The sequence below is a fragment of the Streptomyces sp. NPDC057438 genome (genome assembly GCF_042802995.1).
In the GTDB taxonomy this organism is placed as follows: domain Bacteria; phylum Actinomycetota; class Actinomycetes; order Streptomycetales; family Streptomycetaceae; genus Streptomyces.
On sequence record NZ_JBHVDD010000004.1, the window covers coordinates 111,163 to 131,724 of the forward strand.

The 20,562-nt window shown below is 72.2% G+C and carries 15 protein-coding genes; 5 read left to right on the forward strand and 10 right to left on the reverse strand.

Going from position 1 to position 20,562, the window contains the following annotated elements; translation table 11 throughout:
• Positions 1–145 precede the first annotated feature (145 nt).
• Together ACFU5F_RS04680 and ACFU5F_RS04685 are read left to right on the forward strand one after the other, a co-directional pair.
• The gene (locus tag ACFU5F_RS04680; protein WP_383881862.1) at positions 146–1,879 is read left to right on the forward strand and encodes an ABC transporter ATP-binding protein; all 1,734 of its coding nucleotides are present in this window, start codon (positions 146–148) and stop codon (positions 1,877–1,879) included.
• The gene (locus ACFU5F_RS04685) at positions 1,879–3,813 is read left to right on the forward strand and encodes an ABC transporter ATP-binding protein (protein WP_383881865.1); all 1,935 of its coding nucleotides are present in this window, start codon (positions 1,879–1,881) and stop codon (positions 3,811–3,813) included. The genes ACFU5F_RS04680 and ACFU5F_RS04685 overlap by 1 nt, the downstream gene beginning before the upstream one ends.
• Positions 3,814–3,947: 134 nt before the next feature.
• Here ACFU5F_RS04685 and ACFU5F_RS04690 read toward each other — a convergent pair whose 3' ends face one another.
• From ACFU5F_RS04690 to ACFU5F_RS04710, 5 genes are all read right to left on the reverse strand, one after another.
• Positions 3,948–5,273 carry an RNA polymerase sigma factor gene (locus ACFU5F_RS04690; RefSeq protein WP_383881868.1) on the reverse strand — a complete coding sequence of 442 codons (1,326 nt, stop codon included), beginning with the start codon at positions 5,271–5,273 and terminating at the stop codon, positions 3,948–3,950.
• Positions 5,274–5,487: 214 nt separating this feature from the next.
• Positions 5,488–7,389 (reverse strand): DNA primase, encoded by a 1,902-nt coding sequence (dnaG, locus tag ACFU5F_RS04695; RefSeq protein ID WP_383881871.1) that lies wholly within the window; start codon positions 7,387–7,389, stop codon positions 5,488–5,490.
• Positions 7,390–7,502: 113 nt separating this feature from the next.
• On the reverse strand, positions 7,503–8,768 hold the full coding sequence (locus ACFU5F_RS04700) for an NAD(P)/FAD-dependent oxidoreductase (protein ID WP_383881874.1): 1,266 nt from the start codon (positions 8,766–8,768) through the stop codon (positions 7,503–7,505).
• A gap of 125 nt (positions 8,769–8,893) precedes the next feature.
• Positions 8,894–10,219: a deoxyguanosinetriphosphate triphosphohydrolase gene (locus ACFU5F_RS04705; protein WP_383881877.1), complete on the reverse strand. Its 1,326-nt coding sequence runs from the start codon at positions 10,217–10,219 to the stop codon at positions 8,894–8,896.
• 176 nt (positions 10,220–10,395) lie between these two features.
• Positions 10,396–11,253: a sirohydrochlorin chelatase gene (locus tag ACFU5F_RS04710; protein WP_383881880.1), complete on the reverse strand. Its 858-nt coding sequence runs from the start codon at positions 11,251–11,253 to the stop codon at positions 10,396–10,398.
• Positions 11,254–11,588: 335 nt separating this feature from the next.
• On the opposite strand from ACFU5F_RS04710, the gene ACFU5F_RS04715 reads away from it, so the two are divergent.
• Positions 11,589–12,254, forward strand: coding sequence for a vancomycin high temperature exclusion protein (locus ACFU5F_RS04715; RefSeq protein ID WP_383882068.1), 666 nt, complete (start codon positions 11,589–11,591; stop codon positions 12,252–12,254).
• Between the two features lie 22 nt (positions 12,255–12,276).
• On the opposite strand, the gene ACFU5F_RS04720 is transcribed toward ACFU5F_RS04715, so the two are convergent.
• A complete protein-coding gene (locus ACFU5F_RS04720) occupies positions 12,277–12,804 on the reverse strand; it encodes a hypothetical protein (RefSeq protein WP_383881883.1) in 528 nt (175 codons plus the stop codon).
• Between the two features lie 316 nt (positions 12,805–13,120).
• Here ACFU5F_RS04720 and ACFU5F_RS04725 point away from each other — a divergent pair, with 316 nt between their 5' ends.
• Positions 13,121–15,235 carry a molybdopterin oxidoreductase family protein gene (locus ACFU5F_RS04725; RefSeq protein ID WP_383881886.1) on the forward strand — a complete coding sequence of 705 codons (2,115 nt, stop codon included), beginning with the start codon at positions 13,121–13,123 and terminating at the stop codon, positions 15,233–15,235.
• 31 nt (positions 15,236–15,266) lie between these two features.
• Here the strand turns inward: ACFU5F_RS04725 and ACFU5F_RS04730 are convergent, their stop codons facing one another.
• From ACFU5F_RS04730 to ACFU5F_RS04745, 4 genes are read right to left on the reverse strand one after another with little or no spacing between them, the layout of a single operon-like run.
• Positions 15,267–15,707: a gamma-glutamylcyclotransferase family protein gene (locus ACFU5F_RS04730; RefSeq protein WP_383881889.1), complete on the reverse strand. Its 441-nt coding sequence runs from the start codon at positions 15,705–15,707 to the stop codon at positions 15,267–15,269.
• A gap of 48 nt (positions 15,708–15,755) precedes the next feature.
• Entirely contained in the window at positions 15,756–16,649 is an 894-nt protein-coding gene (locus ACFU5F_RS04735; RefSeq protein ID WP_383881892.1) for a TIGR03943 family putative permease subunit, read from the reverse strand.
• Complete coding sequence (locus ACFU5F_RS04740) at positions 16,646–17,800, reverse strand: permease (RefSeq protein WP_383881895.1); 1,155 nt, start codon at positions 17,798–17,800, stop codon at positions 16,646–16,648. Before ACFU5F_RS04740 ends, ACFU5F_RS04735 begins: the two co-directional genes overlap by 4 nt.
• A 60-nt stretch (positions 17,801–17,860) precedes the next feature.
• Entirely contained in the window at positions 17,861–18,301 is a 441-nt protein-coding gene (locus ACFU5F_RS04745; protein ID WP_383881898.1) for an SsgA family sporulation/cell division regulator, read from the reverse strand.
• 310 nt (positions 18,302–18,611) lie between these two features.
• Between ACFU5F_RS04745 and ACFU5F_RS04750 the strand changes: the two genes are divergently transcribed.
• Entirely contained in the window at positions 18,612–20,375 is a 1,764-nt protein-coding gene (locus ACFU5F_RS04750; protein WP_383881901.1) for a sigma-70 family RNA polymerase sigma factor, read from the forward strand.
• Positions 20,376–20,562 lie beyond the last annotated feature (187 nt).

Below are 20,562 nucleotides of genomic sequence, written 5' to 3' on the forward strand. Positions count from 1 at the left end.
GCGGTGGCGGCCGCCTGCGCGGCCGGGTCATGAATGCGTCAAGGCTGCTCCGTCGGGTTAATTCGGTTGAGGTAACGCGGGGAGAGTGTCCGACGATGGGGGGTGGTGCGTCCCGAACCCCTTCCCCGACCCCGAGAGACCTCGCGTGCTCATACGATTGCTGAGAAGTCATCTTCGTCCTTACCGGACACCGATCACCCTGCTGGTGCTGCTGCAGTTCGTGCAGACGTGCGCCACGCTCTACCTGCCCACGCTGAACGCGGACATCATCGACCAGGGCGTGGTGAAGGGGGACACGGGCTACATCCTGTCCTTCGGCGCGCTGATGATCGGTATCTCGCTGGTGCAGGTCGTCTGCAACATCGGTGCCGTGTACTACGGCGCCCGCACCGCCTCGGCGGTCGGCCGGGACATCCGGGCGGCCGTGTTCGACCGGGTGCAGTCGTTCTCGGCGCGTGAGGTCGGTCACTTCGGGGCCCCGTCGCTGATCACCCGGACGACGAACGACGTCCAGCAGGTGCAGATGCTGGTGCTCATGACGTTCACGCTGGTGGTGTCGGCTCCGATCATGTGTGTCGGCGGCATCGTGCTGGCGCTCGGGCTGGACGTGCCGCTGTCGGGGGTGCTGCTCGCCGTCGTACCGGTGCTCGGCATCTCGGTCAGCCTGATCGTGCGCCGGCTGCGCCCCCTGTTCCGCACCATGCAGGAGCGGCTGGACACCGTGAACCGGGTGCTGCGGGAGCAGATCACCGGCAACCGGGTGATCCGGGCCTTCGTGCGGGACGACTACGAGAAGGGCCGGTTCCGGAAGGCGAACGTCGAGCTGACGGAGGTCTCCCTCGGTACCGGGCGGATGCTCGCGCTGATGTTCCCGATCGTGATGACCGTCGTCAACCTGTCGTCGATCGCGGTGGTGTGGTTCGGCGCCCATCGGATCGACAGCGGTGGCATGGAGATCGGCGCGCTCACCGCGTTCCTCGCCTATCTGATGCAGATCGTGATGGCCGTGATGATGGCCACCTTCATGTTCATGATGATGCCGCGCGCCGAGGTGTGCGCCGAGCGCATCCAGGAGGTGCTCGACACCGACACCAGCGTGGTGCCGCCGGTCGCGCCCGTCCGGGAGCTGCGGCGCCACGGGTTCCTGGAGGTGCGGGGTGCGGGCTTCCGCTATCCGGGTGCCGAGGAGCCGGTGCTCCGGTCGATCGAGGTCGTGGCCCGGCCCGGTGAGACGACCGCCGTCATCGGGTCGACGGGCAGCGGGAAGTCGACGCTGCTCGGGCTGGTCCCCCGGCTGTTCGACGTCACCGAGGGCGAGGTGCTGGTGGACGGCGTCGACGTGCGGACGCTCGATCCGCAGCTGCTGGCCAGGACCGTGGGCCTGGTGCCGCAGAAGCCGTACCTCTTCTCGGGGACCGTGGCGACGAACCTGCGGTACGGCAATCCGGACGCGACCGACGAGGAGCTGTGGCACGCGCTGGAGGTGGCGCAGGCCAAGGAGTTCGTCGAGCGCCTGGAGAACGGGCTGGACTCGCCCATCGCGCAGGGTGGGACCAATGTGTCCGGCGGCCAGCGGCAGCGGCTCGCGATCGCGCGGACGCTGGTGCAGCGGCCGGAGATCTATCTGTTCGACGACTCCTTCTCCGCGCTGGACTACGCGACCGACGCCGCCCTGCGCGCGGCACTGGGGCGGGAGACCGCCGACGCGACCGTGGTGATCGTGGCCCAGCGGGTGGCGACCATCCGGGACGCCGACCGGATCGTGGTCCTCGACGAGGGCCGGGTCGTCGGCACCGGACGCCACCAGGAGCTGATGGCCGACAACGAGACGTACCGGGAGATCGTCCTCTCCCAGCTCACGGAAGCGGAGGCAGCCTGATGGCCGGGCCGTTGGCACGGATGGCGGGGGCCGGCGCCCCCGACCAGCACTCCATGGACTTCAAGGGGTCCGGGAAACGGCTGCTCGCGCAGTTCAGGCCCGAGCGCTTCACCATGTACGCGATGATCGTGTGCGCGGTGCTCAGCGTCGGTCTGTCGGTGCTCGGGCCGTGGATCCTCGGCAGGGCGACCGACCTCGTCTTCGCGGGGGTCGTCGGCCGGGAGATGCCGGCGGGTGCCACCAAGGCCGAGGTCCTCGCGTCCATGCGCGAGCGCGGGGACGGCGCGGTCGCCGACATGCTCTCGGGCACGGACTTCACCCCGGGCAAGGGCATCGACTTCGACGCCGTCGGCACGGTGCTGCTGGTTGCCCTCGGCATCTTCCTGGTCGCGGGGCTGCTGATGGCGGCGGCGACCCGGCTCTCCAACCGGGCGATCAACCGGACCGTCTTCCACATGCGCGAGGAGCTGCAGGCGAAGCTGTCGCGGCTGCCGCTGTCGTACTTCGACAAGCGGCAGCGCGGCGAGGTGCTGAGCCGGGCGACCAACGACATCGACAACATCGGCCAGACGCTCCAGCAGTCGATGGGGCAGCTCGTCAACTCGCTCCTCACCATCATCGGCGTGCTGGTGATGATGTTCTGCGTGTCGCCGCTGCTGGCGCTCGTCGCGCTGGTGACCGTACCGGTGTCGTTCGTGGTCGCCACCCGGGTCGGCAAACGGTCGCAGCCGCACTTCGTGGCGCAGTGGCGGGTGACGGGCAAGCTCAACGCGCACATCGAGGAGATGTACACCGGGCACACGCTCGTGAAGGTATTCGGGCGGCAGGAGGAGTCGGCGAAGCAGTTCGCCGAGGAGAACGAGCGGCTGTACGAGGCCGGGTTCAAGGCCCAGTTCAACAGCGGGATCATGCAGCCGCTGATGTTCTTCGTGTCGAACATCAACTACGTGCTGGTCGCGGTGGTGGGCGGACTGCGGGTCGCGTCCGGCGCGCTGTCCATCGGTGACGTGCAGGCCTTCATCCAGTACTCACGGCAGTTCTCGATGCCGCTGACGCAGGTCGCCTCGATGGCGAACCTGGTGCAGTCCGGCGTCGCCTCCGCCGAGCGGATCTTCGAACTGCTCGACGCGGAGGAGCAGGAGGCCGACGCGGTGCCCGGGGTGCGGCCGGAGGAGCTGCGGGGGCGGGTCGCGCTGGAGAACGTCTCCTTCCGGTACGAGGCCGACAAGCCGCTGATCGAGGATCTGTCGCTGGTGGTCGAGCCGGGGCACACCGTCGCGATCGTGGGGCCGACCGGGGCCGGCAAGACGACCCTGGTGAACCTGTTGATGCGGTTCTACGAGGTCACCGGCGGGCGGATCACGCTCGACGGGGTCGATGTCACGTCCATGTCGCGGGACGAACTCCGGGACGGGATAGGGATGGTGCTCCAGGACACCTGGCTGTTCGGGGGGACCATCGCGGAGAACATCGCGTACGGGGCGCCCGCGTCGCGGAAGGTGACGCGGGGGGAGATCGAGGAGGCGGCCCGTGCCGCGCACGCGGACCGGTTCGTGCGGACGCTGCCGGACGGGTACGACACCGTGATCGACGACGAGGGGGCCGGGGTGAGCGCGGGTGAGAAGCAGCTCATCACGATCGCTCGGGCGTTCCTGTCGGATCCGGTGATCCTGGTGCTGGACGAGGCGACGTCCTCGGTGGACACCCGGACCGAGGTGCTGATCCAGAAGGCGATGGCCAAGCTGGCGCACGGGCGGACGTCGTTCGTGATCGCGCATCGGCTGTCGACGATCCGGGACGCGGACACGATTCTGGTGATGGAGAAGGGAGCCATCGTGGAACAGGGGGCGCACGAGGAGTTGTTGGCGGCGGACGGGGCTTATGCGCGGTTGTACAAGGCGCAGTTCGCCGAGGCTGTGGCGGAGGTGGACTGAGGGGGCGGGCTGAGGGGTGCGCCGTCGAGTGCGGGTGAGTGGGGGGCTGGTCGCGCAGTTCCCCGCGCCCCTGGAAAGCAAGGGCTGCGCCCACTGCTCTCCAGGGGCGCCACAGGCCCAGGCGCCTGCACCCCTCAGTCCAGGTAACCCCGCAGCTGGTCCGCGAAGGCGTGGTCGCGGAGTTTGTTGAGGGTCTTGGACTCGATCTGCCGGATGCGTTCTCGGGTCACGCCGAAGATGCGGCCTATCTCCTCCAGCGTGCGGGGACGGCCGTCGGCGAGGCCGTAGCGGAGTTGGACCACCTTGCGTTCGCGTTCGCCGAGGGTGGAGAGGACCGCCTCCAGGTGCTCCCGCAGCAGCAGGAACGCCGCCGACTCCACGGGGCTCGCCGCGTCGCCGTCCTCGATGAGGTCGCCGAGGGCCACGTCGTCCTCCTCGCCCACGGGGGCGTGCAGGGAGACCGGTTCCTGGGCGAGGCGGAGCACCTCGCTGACGCGCTCGGGGGCGAGATCGAGGTGGGCGGCGACCTCGTCCGGGGTGGGCTCGTAGCCGCGCTCCTGGAGCATGCGGCGTTGCACGCGCACGACCCGGTTGATCAGCTCGACCACGTGGACCGGGACCCGGATCGTGCGCGCCTGGTCGGCGAGGGCGCGGGACATGGCCTGGCGGATCCACCAGGTCGCGTACGTCGAGAACTTGTAGCCGCGGGCGTAGTCGAACTTCTCGACTGCCCGGATGAGGCCCAGGTTCCCCTCCTGGACCAGGTCGAGCATGGTCAGGCCGCGGCCGACGTAACGCTTCGCCACCGACACGACGAGCCGCAGGTTCGCCTCGATGAGGCGGCGCTTGGCCATACGGCCCATGACGACGAGCCGGTCGAGGTCGAGGGCGAGCCGGGTGTCGAGGTCGGGGGCGTTGCCGAGGCGCTCCTCGGCGAAGAGACCGGCCTCGACGCGGCGGGCCAGCTCCACCTCCTCCACGGCCGTCAGGAGGGGGATGCGGCCGATCTCGCGCAGGTACTGGCGGAACAGGTCCGAGGACGGACCGCTGGTGTCCGTGCGGACGCGCGGCAGTTCCACGGGTTCCGGCTCGGAGGGGTCGGCCGGCTCGGCGGCCTCGGCCCCGGCGCTCGGCGGCCCGTCCAGGTCGGGCGGGCCGTCCGGGGCCGCCTCGGGGTGGTGCGCGGCGCGGCTCTGGGCGGGCACCGCGGTGATCACATCGGTTTCCGGGTCCGGCTCCGCGCCGTCGGTACCGATGGCCGTACGTGTGTCGTTCTGTACGAGGGTCTGGGTCTGCACGGGGGCGACCTCCAGGAATGTCGCTGCCCGGGCGTGCGGCAGCGGTACGTCTGGGATGGCGCGGGCGGCCTCTCCGCCGTCCATCCCGTACTCATCGAGCGGAACCGCGGGGATCTCGGACCCATGGGGGACGGGTCGGCCGCGCTCCGAGGACTCAGGCACCGGAACCCAGTGTGGAGTACGACACACAGCCGAAACGAGGGGCGTGCGGTGACTTTTTGCGTCCGGTCCGTGACCGCACGGTCACCGTGCCGTGGGAGTGCGCTGCTGGGAGGGCCGTACACCGCTCACGGGCCGGGCACGTGGGGGTGGCTCCGGCGCGGATTGGCATGTGCTCCGGGGACGTGCACGGCCCGGGGCGCGTGCCGGCACGGGCTCAGAGCGCCTCCGCGCCCCGCTCCCGCAACGCCTGGTCGTACTGCTGGAGCACCCACAACTCGTTCTGCACGGCGGCCAGCTGGGCCGGGTCGCCCTGGGCGGCCGCGCGGGCCAGGCTGCCCTGGACGTCGCGCACCCGGCGTTCCACGGCCCGACGGCGCACGGTGACCAGTTGCGCGCCCGCGTACACCTCGTCGACCGTCTTGCGCATGATCGCCTCGACCGCCAGCTCGGTCACCATGGCCCGCACCGTGTCGTCCGGCGCCGCCTCGCGGACCCGGATCAGGTACTCCTGCGGGTCCTCGGCGCCGTACTCGACGCCGCCGGCCTCGATGATCGCCACGCGGACGGCCGCGTAGGGGGCGGCGGTGAACTCGTCGACCCCGTACGCGTCGAAGGCGGGGGCGACCAGCTCCGGGCGCTGGAGGGCGAGTTTGAGGAGTTCGCGCTCGGTGGCGAACACCGGGTTGCGCAGGGTGAGGGCCGGGCCGGAGGGGGGCCGGGCGGTGGACTCGTACGGCTGGGCCGTGCGCTGCGCGGCCGGGGCGGGGCCCTGGCCGCCCCGGTCGCGGGCCCAGCGGGCCAGCTGGGCGACGCGCTTGACGACGAACTGGGTGTCGAGGATGCCGAGCATGCCGGCGAGCTGCACGGCGACCTCGTGCTGCGCGCCGCTGTTCTTGATGCGGGCCACGACGGGTGCCGCCTCGTCGAGGGCGGCCGCGCGGCCCGCCGGGGTCTCCAGGTCGTAGCGGGCGACGATCTGGCGGAGGGCGAACTCGAAGAGCGGGGTGCGGGGTTCGGTCAGCTCGACCACCGCGTCGTCGCCCTTGGCGAGGCGCAGCTCGCAGGGGTCCATGCCGTCCGGGGCGATCGCGATGTACGTCTCGGCGGCGAACTTCTGGTCGTCCTCGAAGGCGCGCAGGGCCGCCTTCTGGCCGGCCGCGTCGCCGTCGAAGGTGAAGATCACGCGGGCCGAGCCGTTGTCCATGAGCAGCCGGCGCAGGATCTTGATGTGGTCGCCGCCGAAGGCCGTGCCACAGGTGGCGATGGCCGTGGTCACCCCGGCGAGGTGGCAGGCCATGACGTCCGTGTAGCCCTCGACCACGACGGCCCGGCTGGCCTTGGCGATGTCCTTCTTGGCGAGGTCGATGCCGTACAGGACCTGGGACTTGCGGTAGATCGCGGTGTCCGGCGTGTTCAGGTACTTCGGCCCGTTGTCCGACTCGTAGAGCTTGCGGGCACCGAAGCCGACCACGTCGCCGCCGATGTCGCGGATGGGCCACATCAGGCGGCCCCGGAAGCGGTCGATCGGGCCCCGGCGGCCCTCCTGGGACAGCCCGGACAGCAGGAGTTCCTTGTCGGCGAATCCCTTGCCGCGCAGGAAGCGGGTGAGGTGGTCCCAGCCCTGGGGGCTGTAGCCGACACCGAAGTGGACGGCGGCGGCCTGGTCGAAGCCGCGCTCGGCGAGGAAGATCCGGCCGGTGTCGGCCTCGGGGCTGGTGGCGAGCTGCTGCGCGTACCATTCGGCGGCGAGCTTGTGCGCCTCGACCAGCCGGATGCGCTCACCGCGCTGGTGGGTGGGGTTGTACCCGCCCTCCTCGTAGCGCAGGGTGATGCCGGCCTGGCCGGCCAGGCGCTCGACGGCCTCCGAGAAGGACAGGTGGTCGACCTTCATCACGAACGTGATGGTGTCGCCGCCCTCCTGGCAGCCGAAGCAGTGGAAGAGTCCCTTGCTGGGGCTGACCTGGAACGACGGCGACTTCTCGTCGTGGAAGGGGCACAGCCCCTTGAGGTTTCCGCCGCCCGCGTTCCGTAGCTGGAGGTACTCGGACACCACGGCGTCGATCGGGACCGCGTCCCGAACCGCCTTCACGTCCTCGTCGTTGATCCGTCCTGCCACGCGGAGATTCTACGGTGGCCTACTGACATGGCTGTGCCGCGGAAGGGGCGCGGGGAACTGCGCGACCGGCCGCACCCGGCCCGCAGTCGCCCTGCGCCCCGGACCGGCACCCCCTAGGCGATCAGGCTCTCCAACGGCACCTGGGGATTCGCGAGCGCGTCCACGTCGACCCGCTCCCGGGACCGGATCAGCTTCTGGATCGGGTCGGTGACATCCCACACGTTCACGTTCATCCCGGCCAGCACCCGCCCCTCCTTCACCCAGAACGCGATGAACTCCCGCTTCCCCGCGTCCCCCCGGATCAGCACCTGGTCGTACGAGCCGGGCGGCGCCCATCCCGAGTACTCCATGCCCAGGTCGTACTGGTCGGAGAAGAAGTAGGGCACCCGGTCGTAGGTGACGTCCCTGCCGAGCATCGAGCGTGCGGCGGCCGGTCCGCCGTTGAGCGCGTTGGCCCAGTGTTCGACCCGCAGCCGGGTGTCGAAGAGGGCGTGCGGGAAGGAGACGACGTCACCGGCGGCGTAGACGGCGGGGTCGGACGTACGGAGCCCCGCGTCGACGACGATGCCGCCGCCGTGCGCGCGGTCGGCGATCTCCAGGCCGGCCGCTTCGGCGAGACCGGTGCGCGGGGCGGCGCCGATGGCCGCGAGGACGTCGTGGGCCGGATGCTCCTCCCCCGTGTCGGTGCGGGCCGCGAGGACCATTCCGTCCTGGCCGACGATCTCGGTGAGCCGCGCGCCGAAGTGGAAGCGGACCCCGTGCTCGCGGTGCACCTCGGCGAAGAGGTTGCCCAGCTCGGGGCCGAGCACCCCGTGCAGCGGGGTGGCCTCCGGTTCCACGACGGTGACCTCAGCGCCGTACTCGCGGGCCGCGGCCGCCACCTCCAGGCCGATCCAGCCGGCGCCGGCGATGACGAGGTGGCCGTTGTCCCGGCCGAGGGCGGCGAGGACTCCCTTGAGGCGTTCGGCGTGGGCGAGGCGGCGCAGATGGTGGACGCCCGCGAGGTCGGTGCCCGGGATGTCCAGGCGGCGGGGCTCGGCGCCGGTCGCGAGCAGCAGGGTGTCGTACTGGACGAGGGTGCCGTCGTCGCCGAAGCGGACGGTCTTGGCCGTACGGTCGATCGCGTCGACGGTCTGGCCGAGGTGCAGCTCGATGTCGTGGCGCGCGTACCAGGAGGGTTCGTGGACGAAGACGCTGTCGCGCTCCTCCTTGCCGAGGAGGTAGCCCTTGGACAGCGGCGGGCGCTCGTAGGGGTGGTCCCGTTCGTCGCAGATCAGTATCACGCGGCCGGTGAAGCCCTCCGCTCGGAGCGTCTCGGCCGCCTTCGCGCCGGCGAGACCACCACCGACGATGACGAATGTCTGATCCGCGTCGACCACTTGATGCCTCCTCTTGAGGGTGCGTCCACATGCGAGCGTCCCGCACACAGCGTGATGCGGGAAGAGGGAGTGACCCGATCAGGCCACAGAGGGTCACGTGTGCGTCATATGCCCGTATATCCCTGTCACATCCGTCCCGTCAGTCTCGCGTGCAACGTGCGGGCGGACGGGTCGGTGAGCGAGGCGATCTGGTCGACGATCACCCGCTTGCGGGCACGGTCGTCCGGCGCCGCGTCGAACAGCGCGTGGAACTGGGGTTCGAGTCCCTCCGGCGCGCGGGCGGTGAGCGCCTCGGCCAGTTCGGCCACGACGATCCGCTGGTCGGCGCGGAGCCGTTCCTGTTCGGCGCGCTGCATCACGTACCGGTCGGCGACGGCCTTGAGGACCGCGCACTCCAGACGTGTCCCGAGCGGGACGACGAGTTCGGCGGCGTACCGGGTGAGGGGGCCGCCGCCGTACGCCTGCCGGGTGGCGCCCTCGGCTGCGAGGCAGAAGCGGCCGATGAGCTGGCTGGTGGCGTCCTTCAACCGGGCCTGGGCGACGGCCGTCCCGTCGTAGCCGTGCGGCCACCACTCCTGGTCGAGCAGGCGGTCGAGGGCCGCGGCGAGTTCGGCCGGGTCGGTGCCGGCGGGTGCGTACCGGCCGCGCGCGACCTCGAACACCGCCTGCCGTTCGGGCTCGGCGTGCAGGCAGCCCGGGTCGATGTGGCCGGCGTGGAGGCCGTCCTCGACGTCGTGGACGGAGTACGCCACGTCGTCGGACCAGTCCATGACCTGGGCCTCGAAGGTGGTGCTGGTGCCGGGGGCGTCCTTGCGGACCCAGTCGAACACCGGGCGGTCGTCGTCGTAGACGCCGAACTTGGAGGACTGCGGGTCGGTGGGGTGGGCGCCGCGCGGCCAGGGGTACTTGGTGGCGGCGTCCAGGGCGGCGCGGGTGAGGTTGAGGCCGACGCTGACGAGTTCGCCGGTGGTGTCCGAGGGGACGAAGCGTTTGGGTTCGATCCTCGTCAGCAGGCGCAGGGACTGGGCGTTGCCCTCGAAGCCGCCGCAGTCCTCGGCGAACTCGTTCAGCGCCTGTTCGCCGTTGTGGCCGAACGGGGGGTGGCCGAGGTCGTGGGAGAGGCAGGCCGCCTCCACGAGGTCCGGGTCGCAGCCGAGGGCCGCGCCCAGCTCGCGGCCGACCTGGGCGCACTCCAGGGAGTGGGTCAGGCGGGTGCGGGGGCTGGCGTCCCAGGCGAGGTTGCGGGTGCCGGGGGTGACGACCTGGGTCTTGCCGGCGAGTCTGCGCAGGGCCGCGGAGTGCAGGACGCGGGCCCTGTCGCGCTGGAAGGCGGTGCGGCCGGGGCGTTTGTCGGGCTCGGGGGCGTAGCGCTCCGCGGAGGACGGGTCGTAGGCGGCCGGGGTGTCGTGGTGTGCGGGGCTGTCGTTGCCGGGGGGTGTGGTGCCTTCCATGATTCGACAGTACGGGGAGGGTGTGACAAATGGGTGCCTACTCGCCTGCCGGGTTGGGCTGTCGGGCGGGTGCGGGTGCGTCGTGGCTGGTCGCGCCCACGCGGCGGAGCCGCTCATTCGATACAGCCCCGCGCCCCTGACGGGGCGCTGCCGTCGGCCCGGGGTTCTGTGGCTCCCTACGCCGATGCCAACGCCGGCAGTGGACCGGTCCTGGTCAGTGCCTCGTCGTAGCGGTGCAGGATCAGGGTGGTCATGGACGGGTGGGCGCCCAGGGGGGCCGCCGCGATCCATGGGGCCGCCCCCGCGCACTCCCGGGCGAAGCGGCCGGGGGCGGTGAAGTAGGAGGCCACGGCGGTGCGGGTCCGGCCCGCGGCGGCGAGGGCGCGAACGGCCTCGGCCACGGTGGGGGCCGCGGCGGAGGCGTAGGCGGGGACGACCGGGACGCCCAGGCGGTCGGCGAGGAGCCGGGCCGTGCGGCCGGTGTCCTCGGCGGCCTCGGGGTCGCGGGAGCCGGCGGCGGCGAGGACCACGGCGCCGGTGCGGCGGCCGGCGAGGCTCGTCCGGGCGGGCCAGCCGGCCTCGAGGAGGCGGGCGCGCAGGGTCTCCACGAGGAGGGGGTGCGGGCCGAGGGGGGCGGCGAGGCGGGCCCGGGCCCCGGCGGCGGCCGCCATCTCGGGGATGTCCCGCTTGACGTGGTAGCCGCGGCTGAGGAGCAGGGGCACGAGGACCGCTTCCCGGTCGCCGAGGGCGGCGAGGGTGTCGGGGAGCAGGGGTTCGTTCAGCTCGATGTGGCCGAGGCGCACGTCGAGGCCGGGGCGCTGTGCGCGGACGCGGTCCATGAGGGCGCGCACGGTCGCCAGGGCGCGCGGGTCACGGCTGCCGTGGGCCACGAGGACCAGGGCGGGCGGTGCCGGACGCCGGGTTCCGTCGCGGGAGACGCGGCTGAGCTGGAGGGCCAGCTGATCGGTGATCAGGTTCATGATGTGCGCCGTACTGTCGAGGTCCGCGTTCGACTGGGTCGTCGTCGCCGTCATGGGTCCATGGTGCCGGGGGGAGGTTGCCTGCCCGTTGCGCGGTGGTCACGGGTCTTTTCCAGCGGTTCACCGCGCGCAGTGAGGGCGTGTGAACCGATGTGACCTGGCGATTCGACTCGTTCGAGTGAACCTTGTCACGCCTGGCGGTGAACCGGAGCGCAGCGGATGACGTCTTCGTTGGTCGGAAGGACGGGCGCGGTGGGGTGCGCCCGAAACAAGCAGGACACATACAAGCAGGACACAGACGAGCAGGACACAGACGAGCAGGACGCATCGCGGGACGCCTTCGGGGGTCCGGGACAGGGGGGTGGGCCGCCGTGAGGCGTGTCGGGCGGGTGGTGCGGCTGCCGCGTACGCGGCGGGGCCGGCGGCGGACCGTGCAGGCGGTGATGCTGCTGTGCGTGCTGGCGCTGCTGCCCTCGACCTGGATGTTCACGGCGGCCGGCGACCGGCTGCGGACCACGGCCGACGTACCGCGCACCGACGTCGCGATGGTCTTCGGCGCGGGGCTGTGGCAGGGCGAGCCGTCCCCGTACCTCGCGCGCCGGCTGGACGCGGCGGCCGACCTGTACCGGTCGGGGCGGATCAAGGTGGTGCTGGTGACCGGCGACAACAGCCGCGTGGAGTACGACGAGCCGGACGCGATGCGCGGCTATCTCACCGAGCACGGCGTGCCCGACGACCGCATCGTCAGTGACTACGCCGGGTTCGACACCTGGGACTCCTGCGTCCGCGCCAGGAAGATCTTCGGCGTGGACCGGGCGGTGCTCATCAGCCAGGGCTTCCACATCCGCCGGGCGGTCGCGCTGTGCCAGGAGGCGGGCGTGGAGTCGTACGGCGTCGGCGTGCAGGACCGGCACGACGCGACTTGGTACTACGGGGCCGCCCGTGAGCTGTTCGCGGCGGGCAAGGCGTCCCTGGACGCGCTGTTCGAGCCGGACCCCCGTTTCCTCGGTCCTGAGGAAACGGGGGTCTCGAAGGCACTGGCGTCGGCGGGCTAGCGCACGGGGCCGGTTGCCGCCGTCAGTGCTTGACGGTGCCCCAGGTGCCCTGGTCCACGGCGCAGCCCCACTTCTTGCCGTCCGTGGTCTTGCCGTGGACGGCGAACTTCACCTCGTAGAGGTCGGTGCGCAGCATGCGGGTGCTGACCTTGAAGGCGGCGCTCTTGCCGGGCTTCAGGGTCTTGGCGGAGACCTTGACGATCTGGTTGGTCTTCTGGGTGATCTTGGCGCCCTTGGTCGTGACCGTCGCCTTGCCGAAGCGGAGGCTCTTGGTGTTGGTCACCTTGAGGCTGACGTCCTTGAAGGTCACCTTCTTGCTGGAGTTCTTGAGACCGAACCGGAGACCGCCGTTGGTCACCCAGTTGTTGTTGTCCACATAGAACTTCTTCAGGTAGGTGATCTTGATGGGGCAGCTCGCGGCGGTCTGCGCGCCGACGCTGGGCTTGGACCCGGTGGACGCGGCGGACGCGGCACCGGCGAGGCCCAGCTGGGCGGCGGTGAGAGCCCCGGCGGCCCCGAGGACGGCGACGGTGGTGCGCATACGGTTCACGGTGGTTCCTCTTCCCCCTACGGCCCTGGCTCGGGCCCTGTGACAGGACGTGCGCCACGCGGGGTTCACGGCACGACCCCCGTCGTCCGTGGCGCCAGTAGTTCTTAGCACGCACGGGCCGAACACGTGGACGGTAAGTGCTTGTCCGGCCGCCTACGGTGACAGAACCGGGACATCGGCACCCCGTTCGTCCCTGTCCTTCCGGACCCGGCGCCGGGCTCCTCACGTCCGGCCCGCGGGCGCCGGGAGGTTGCCGTGCCGGTCGCGTAACGGGGGGCGCCCCGGCGCGTAACACGGGCGACGCACGCTGGGCGGTATGCCGAACTCCGCGACGCCCACCCACTGCCCGTACTGCGCCCTGCAGTGCGGGATGAACCTGACGCCCGGTGCGGACGGGACCGAAGGGGTCGTAGTGGTCACGGAGCGCGCGGACTTCCCGGTGAACCGGGGAGCGCTGTGCGGCAAGGGCCGTACGGCCCCGGCTGTGCTCTCGTCCCGGGTCAGGCTGACCGGTCCCTTGGTCAGGCGGGCGGGCATCCTGGAACCCGCCTCCTGGGACGAGGCACTCGACCGGATCGCCGAGGGGCTCACCCGCACGCGTACGGAACATGGTCCGGACGCGTGCGGAGTCTTCGGCGGCGGCGGGCTCACGAACGAGAAGGCGTACGCGCTCGGCAAGTTCGCGCGGGTGGTGCTCGGCACCTCGCAGATCGACTACAACGGCCGCTTCTGCATGTCCTCGGCCGCGGCCGCCGGGATGAAGGCGTTCGGGCTCGACCGGGGGCTGCCGTTCCCGCTGGAGGACATCCCGCGGACCGGGTGTGTCGTCCTCGTGGGCTCCAACCTCGCGGAGACCATGCCGCCGGCGCTGCGCTACTTCAGCGAGCTGAAGGAGAACGGGGGCACGCTGATCGTCATCGATCCGCGCCGCACCCGTACCGCCGAGCAGGCCGATCTGCACCTGTCCCCGCGCCCCGGCACCGATCTGGCCCTGGCCCTCGGCCTGCTGCACCTGATCGTGGCCGAGGGGCGCACGGACGAGGAGTACATCCGCGAGCGGACCAGCGGCTGGGAGGAGGCCCGCGCGGCCGCCATGGCGCACTGGCCGGAGTACGTGGAACGGATCACGGGGGTGTCCGTTCCCGAACTCCGCGAGGCGGTACGGCTGTTCTGCGAGCCGGAGCACGCGATGGTGCTCACCGCGCGCGGCCCCGAACAGCAGTCCAAGGGCACGGACACCGTCGGCGCGTGGATCAACCTCACGCTGGCGACGGGCAGAGCCGGCCGGCCGCTGTCCGGGTACGGCTGCCTCACCGGGCAGGGCAACGGCCAGGGCGGCCGCGAACACGGACAGAAGGCCGACCAGCTGCCCGGCTACCGCAAGCTGGTCGACCCCGAGGCGCGGCGGCACGTCGCCGAGGTCTGGGGCGTGGACCCCGACAGCCTGCCCGGTCCGGGCCGCAGCGCCTACGAGCTGCTGGACGCGCTCGGCGGTGACATCAAGTCGCTGCTGCTGATGGGCTCCAACCCGGTGGTGTCGGCGCCGCGCGCGGCGCACATCGAGGAACGGATCAGGTCGCTGGACTTCCTGGCCGTGTGCGATGTGGTGCTGTCCGAGACGGCGGCGCTCGCGGACGTCGTGCTGCCGGTGACGCAGTGGGCGGAGGAGACCGGCACGACGACGAACCTGGAGGGCCGGGTGCTGCTGCGGCGGCGGGCGGTCAGCCCGCCCGACGGGGTCCGCAGCGACCTGGAGGTCATGCGCGAACTGGCCGACCGGCTGGGCGTCGAGAAGGGCTTCCCGACCGATCCCGAGGAGGTCTTCGAGGAGCTGCGCCGGGCGAGCGCGGGCGGGGCCGCCGACTACTCGGGGATCACCTACCGGCGGCTGGCGGAGGAGAACGGAGTGTTCTGGCCCTGCCCCGCGCCCCCGGCCGGGGCGGGGGCCGCGTCGCCCGCCGAGGCGCACCCCGGCACCCCGCGCCTCTTCCTCGACCGGTTCGCCACGGAGGACGGCCGGGCCCGGTTCGCGCCCGTCTCGCACCGGGCGGCGGCCGAGGAACCGGATGCCGAGTACCCGGTGCTGCTCACCACCGGGCGCGTGGTCGCCCAGTACCAGTCTGGCGCCCAGACCCGGAGGGTCGACGAACTGAACGCCGCCGCGCCCGGCCCGTTCGTGGAACTGCACCCCCGGCTGGCCGAGCGGCTCGGCGCGGCGGAGGGCGACCCGCTGGCCGTGGTCTCCCGCCGGGGCCGGGCCGTGGCCCCGGCGCGCATCACGACCGCCATCCGCCCCGACACGGTCTTCATGCCGTTCCACTGGCCGGGCGAGGGCCGCGCCAATACCCTCACCAACCCGGCCCTCGACCCCACCTCCCGCATGCCGGAGTTCAAGACGTGCGCCGTGCGGGTGGAGACCGTGGGCGAGTGAGGCAGCGCCCGCCGGGCGCGTCCGCCGGTCCCTACGCGGACGGCGGCAGGCGGCGGGCCAGCCAGTCGCCGTCCACGATCAGCCTGCCCCGGGCGCGCAGTCCGGCGGCGACGGCCGGGGCGGCGACGTACACCCAGGCCCGTACGGCCGTGCCGTCGTCGAGGGTCGCCGCGCGCTCCACCCGCTCGTAGAGGTTCGCGGGATCGCCCGGGGAGTACTCCTCCAGCTCGTCCAGCAGGCGCAGGAGTTCGGCGTACGACTCCGGCCGGGCGGTGACGAGTTCGCCGGTCACCGAGCCTCCTCCCCCGTGGTCCTCGCCGGTCTCCTCCATCGCGTAGGGGTATCCGGGGCCGTCGTACAGGGTCAGGCCGGGCATCCGGGCCGGCCGCTCGGTGCGGGTGCGGCCGCGCAGGAAGAGGTCGTGGTTGACCTCGCCGGGGCGGAGGGTGCCGTAGACGAAGAAGGGGAGCACCGTGTCTCGTCTCCAGAGGTGCGAGGCGCCGGATGTGGGCCGGGCGGGTCAGGAGGAGGACGGGAGGGGGAGGCCGTCCGTGTAGTCGTTGTACGGGCGGGGGACCTTCTCGATCCCGTGGGCGTCGACGGCCGCCGCGGCGGAGCTCGTTCCGAGGGTGCCGGCCCGGTGCCAGGTGCCGGTGAGGGTGACCCAGGTGTCGGCGGGCGGGGCGGGGGTGTCGTGGACGCGCACCTTCACGAACTGGGCGTCGGCGGCGCAGCAGCTGAAGATGACGCGGGTGAGGTACCAGCCGCCGTCCCCCTTCCTGCCGCCGGTCTCCTTGTCCGGGCTGACGAAGCCGGTCAGCTGTACGGTGCGGCCGTCGATGGCTCGGGCACGGTCCTGCTGCACCCGGCGGGTGAAGTCCGTGAGGGTCATCGGGAGCGGTGAGGTCCTGGGCAGCGGGTCGAAGTCGCCCTGCTCGGTGACCGTCACCGCCTTGGGGGGCTCACGCGAGGCGGTGTACGCGCCGATGGCCGGCGGGGCGTAGAGGAGCAGGCTCAGGGCGGGGAGGAACAGGAGCCAGGCGACTCGGGGCGGGGTGGAGTGGTCGTGACCGTGGTGGCCGTGGTCGCTGTCGTCCTCGTCGTGCGCGTCGTCCTCGTCGTGCGCGTCGTCCTCGTCGTGCGCGTCCGGCACGTCGTGCTGCTCGTGGTCGTGCTGGTGCGTGTGCGTGCGGGTCCGGTCGTCGTCGTGGCGTTGCCGGGCGCCGGTTCCGCGCTGCTTCCACAGGGACCATGCCTCGGCCGCGGCCAGCACGAGCAACAGTGCCCCCGAGGCCACGAGGAGGGGGTACATGCCCTTCTTGACGTACCTGAGGTAGTGGTCGGTCAGGAGGGTGGCGTGCAGGAGACCGAGGCCGCTGAGGAGGAGAAGGAGCGCCTGCAGGGGTCGTTTCACAGCAGGACGGCTCCGATCAGGACGCTGCACAGGATCGCGACGACGACCGTCGCGGCGGAGAAACGGACCGCGAAGGCCCGGCCGAAGGTGCCCGTCTGCAGGGCGATCAGCTTCAGGTCGACCATGGGCCCGACCACCATGAACGTCAACCGCGCGGTGGGTGAGAAGCCGGTGAGGGACGCGGCGACGAAGGCGTCGGCCTCCGAGCACACCGACAGCAGGATGGCGAGCGCGGCGAGGAACAGCACCGACAGCCAGGGCGAGTCGGCGAAGGCGTCGAGCACGGTGCGCGGGACGAGGACGTTGAAGGTCGCCGCGGCCATCGCGCCGACGACGAGGAAACCGCCCGCGTGCAGGAAGTCGTGCTGGAAGCCGGTGCGGAACTCGTTCCAGCGGCTCTGCCCGGGTCGGTGCCCCGAGTGCCGGGCGATCGGCTTGAGCCACTCCGCACGCCCCAGCCAGAGCCACAGCCAGCCCATCGCGGCGGCGGTGGCGAGGGAGGCGAGCAGCCGGGCCAGCACCATCGCGGGGCTGCCGGGGAACGCGATGGCCGTGGCGGTCAGGACGATCGGGTTGACGGCGGGGGCGGAGAGGAGGAACGCGAAGGCGGCGGCCGGGTCGACCCCCCGGCGGATCAGGCTCTGCGCGACCGGCACGGAGGCGCACTCGCAGCCGGGCAGGATCACCCCGGCGGCACCGGCGACGGGGACCGCGAGCGCCGGTCTGCGCGGCAGCAACCGCGTGAACACCCGCGCCGGCACGAACGCGTTGATGGCACCCGACAGGGCCGTCCCGAGCAGCAGGAACGGCAGGGCCTGCACGGCGATGGAGAGGCAGACGGTCCGCCACGCCTGTACGGCCGGGTCCTCCATCCACCTCCCCGCGGCGAACAGCGCGAGCCCGGGGACGACGGCCGCGCCGAGGAGCAGCAGGGGCCAGTGACGGGGCCAGTGCTGGTCGGCGGACGCGTCAGGGGGCACGTCGGTGGGCGCGTCGTCACCACCGGCGGGCCCGTCGGTGGTCCCGGCGGACGCCTCCGTGGTCCCGGCGGGCGTCGACGGCCGGGCAGCCGCCTCTCCCGGCCCGGCCGCCACCGCTCTCTCCGGCTCGGCCGTCACCGCCTCGTCGGCCGGTTCATCTGTCTTCTGCATGCCACTCCGAACATCCGGACGTTCGGGTCGAACATAGCGGGCCCCGCCGAGCCGCCCGCCTCAGACCCCGTCCAGCAGGGACGCGAGGCCGTCGTCGAGCGCCGGACCCAGGTTCTCGCCGCCGAGGGGGAGGACGGCGTACGAGCGCCGCAGGAAGCGGCGGAGGGTGGGGGTGTCGAAGCGGATCATGGCCATGCCGTGCGGTGAGCGGAGTTCCACGACGGTGTGGGCCGGGCCGCAGGGCCACAGGCGCACGTCGCCGATGCCGGCGGCCCCGGTCAGCCCCTCCGCCAGCAAGGTGCGGGCGAACGCCCACGTCACGCTCACGTCACCGGCGGAGACCCCGGCCGGGAAGTCGATGTGGACGGCGAGGGGGTCGTCCGGCGCGTACCGCAGGGTGGTGCGGACCGGGACCTCCTCGTAGGCGGGGGTGATGAGGCAGGCGCGGGCGCGTTGCTCCAGGGCGGGGGGCGTGGGCATGGTGGGGTGCGCGGGGTGCATGGGCGGTCTCCAGTTCAAGCACGTCCGGTGCTTCGGGGCCCTTCGGGTGTTCCAGGTACGTCGGGCACTTCGACTTCTTCGCGGGGACCGGACTCCTCGGATGCCCGGAGACCGCGGGTTCGTGTGTTCGTCAGTTGTTCCTTCGGGTGACGCGAGGGTCGCGATCGCGCCAAGACTCCCTGTATTACGCCGCCTTCGAAGTAACCCGCTGTGATGCGCGTCACTTTGTGTGATTACTTGAGATTTTTGTCATCTCAACATACAAAATCAGCCACACCCCATCAGCAGGTGACTGGAGAGCGTTCCTGCCATGACCGACGGCCCGACCTCGTCCGCGACCGCCGCGTACACCCGGATCTTCGAGGAGCAGCACCCGCGCCTCGTCGCGTACGCGCGCTCCCTCACCAGGAACTCCTGGACCGCCGAGGACCTCGTCGCGGAGGCTCATTTCCGTGTGTGGCGGCGGCTGTCGGCGGGGCACGAGATCGACAACGTCCCGGCGTATCTGACGACGACGGTGCGGCACCTCGCGACGGCCGTGGGCACCGCCGCCGCGCGCGAGACGCCGCTGGACCCGACGGCTCCCGAGCGGGTCGAGGCCGACGTACGCGGGGCCGGCACCGCCGACCCCGCCGAGCAGGTCTCCTCCGTCGATCTGCTGGTGCGCGTGCTGGGCCAGCTGCCCGAGCGGTGGGTACGGGCGCTGTGGCTGGCCGAGGCGGAGGGGCAGCCGCTGGAGACGGTCGGGCAGCGCATCGGCGCCAAGCAGGGCGCGACGGCGGTGTTGTTGCACCGGGCGCGGGAGGGGATGCGCCAGGCGTTCCTGCGCGAGCAGCCCGGGGCGCCGGCCGATCCGGCGTGCCAGGTGCGGTGGGGGCGCATGCCGGCGTATGTGCGCGGTACGGCGACCTCGCGGCAGTCCGAGCAACTGCTCGGACACGTGGACGCGTGCGACGACTGCCGGGCACGGCTCGCGGTCCTGATGCGCACCAACGACCGGCTGCCCGCGCTCGCCGGCCCGGCGCTGCTGGTGTTCGTGGCGGGCGGGGGCGGCGGCAAGCTGCTGCTCTCCCTCACGGCGGGTTCCACCGGTACGGCCGCCGCGCTGGGCGGGGCGGGTGGGCACGCGGGTCAACTGCTGCACGCGGTGCGGCAGGTCGCGACGGGCGGGATGGGCAAGGCGGGCGGAGCAGGCGGGGTGAACGTCCCCGTGGTCGCCGCCGTGGGGGTGGCCACCGCGGCCGCCGCCGTCGTGGCCGGGGTCGCCCTCGGACCGCTCGACTCGGACACGGCCCCGGCCCGGCGGGCGCCGGTCGCGCAGGCCCCGGCGCCCCACCGGCCCGAGGGGCGCTCGCCGGAGGTCGTCGAGCGCCGGGGTGGCGTGGCGGGGGCGGTGGTTTCACGCCAGGTGGTGGCGTGGGGGGTGGACGGCGCGAGTTCGTCCTCCACGGGGCTCGGTGGCCTCGGGGGTGGGCTTGGCCGAGGTGGGGATGACGGGGTGGTGTCGGGGGGTGAGACTCCCGGCTCCGGCGAGCGGGTCGAACCGCCGGTGGAGAGGGTGCCGGCGGGGCCGGGGGTGCCGCCGGATGAGCAGACGCCGCCTGGGGAGGAGGCACCGCCGGTGGAGGAGGCGCCTCCCGCGCGGGAAGCGCCGCAGTCTCCGGAGGCACCCCCGGTGGACGAGGCACCCCCGGTGGAGGAAGCGCCTCCCGTGCAGGAGGCACCCCCGGCGGAGGAAGCGCCGCCCGTGCAGGAAGCACCCCCGGTGGAGGAGGCCCCGCCCGCAGAGACGGCACCCCCTGAGGAACAAACGCCACCGGTGCAGGAGGAGCCGCCTGCCCAGGAGACGCCCCCGGCGGAGGAAACTCCTCCCGTGCAGGAAGCACCCCCGGTGGAGGAGGCCCCGCCCGCAGAGACGGCACCCCCTGAGGAGCAAACGCCACCGGTGCAGGAGGAGCCGCCTGCCCAGGAGACGCCCCCGGCGGAGGAAGCGCCGCCCATCGAGACGGCACCACCCGTGGAGGAAGCGCCTCCCGTGCAGGAAGTGCCTGGAGGGCCTGGGGGCGGCTGCTGAGACCGGGGCCGGGGGCAGTGTCGGACTGGTGGGGGTGCCCCTCTCGGATTCTCGCCCCCGCCGCCCCTGCCCGTCCCTCTCCCAGGGGGGCTGCGCCCCTTCGACCCCCTCTGCGGTTGTGGATGGGTGCGGGTGAGTCGTGGTTGCTCGCACAGTTCCCCGTGCCCCTGAAAAGCGAAGCAGGGTC

Coding starts and splice junctions, on each gene's coding strand:
- ACFU5F_RS04685 (WP_383881865.1), top strand. CDS start 1,879: ATGGCCGGGCCGTTGGCACGGATGGCGGGGGCCGGCGCCCCCGACCAG.
- ACFU5F_RS04705 (WP_383881877.1), bottom strand. CDS start 10,219: ATGGAAGGCACCACACCCCCCGGCAACGACAGCCCCGCACACCACGAC.
- ACFU5F_RS04740 (WP_383881895.1), bottom strand. CDS start 17,800: ATGCAGAAGACAGATGAACCGGCCGACGAGGCGGTGACGGCCGAGCCG.
- ACFU5F_RS04725 (WP_383881886.1), top strand. CDS start 13,121: ATGCCGAACTCCGCGACGCCCACCCACTGCCCGTACTGCGCCCTGCAG.
- ACFU5F_RS04745 (WP_383881898.1), bottom strand. CDS start 18,301: ATGCACCCCGCGCACCCCACCATGCCCACGCCCCCCGCCCTGGAGCAA.
- ACFU5F_RS04750 (WP_383881901.1), top strand. CDS start 18,612: ATGACCGACGGCCCGACCTCGTCCGCGACCGCCGCGTACACCCGGATC.
- ACFU5F_RS04710 (WP_383881880.1), bottom strand. CDS start 11,253: ATGACGGCGACGACGACCCAGTCGAACGCGGACCTCGACAGTACGGCG.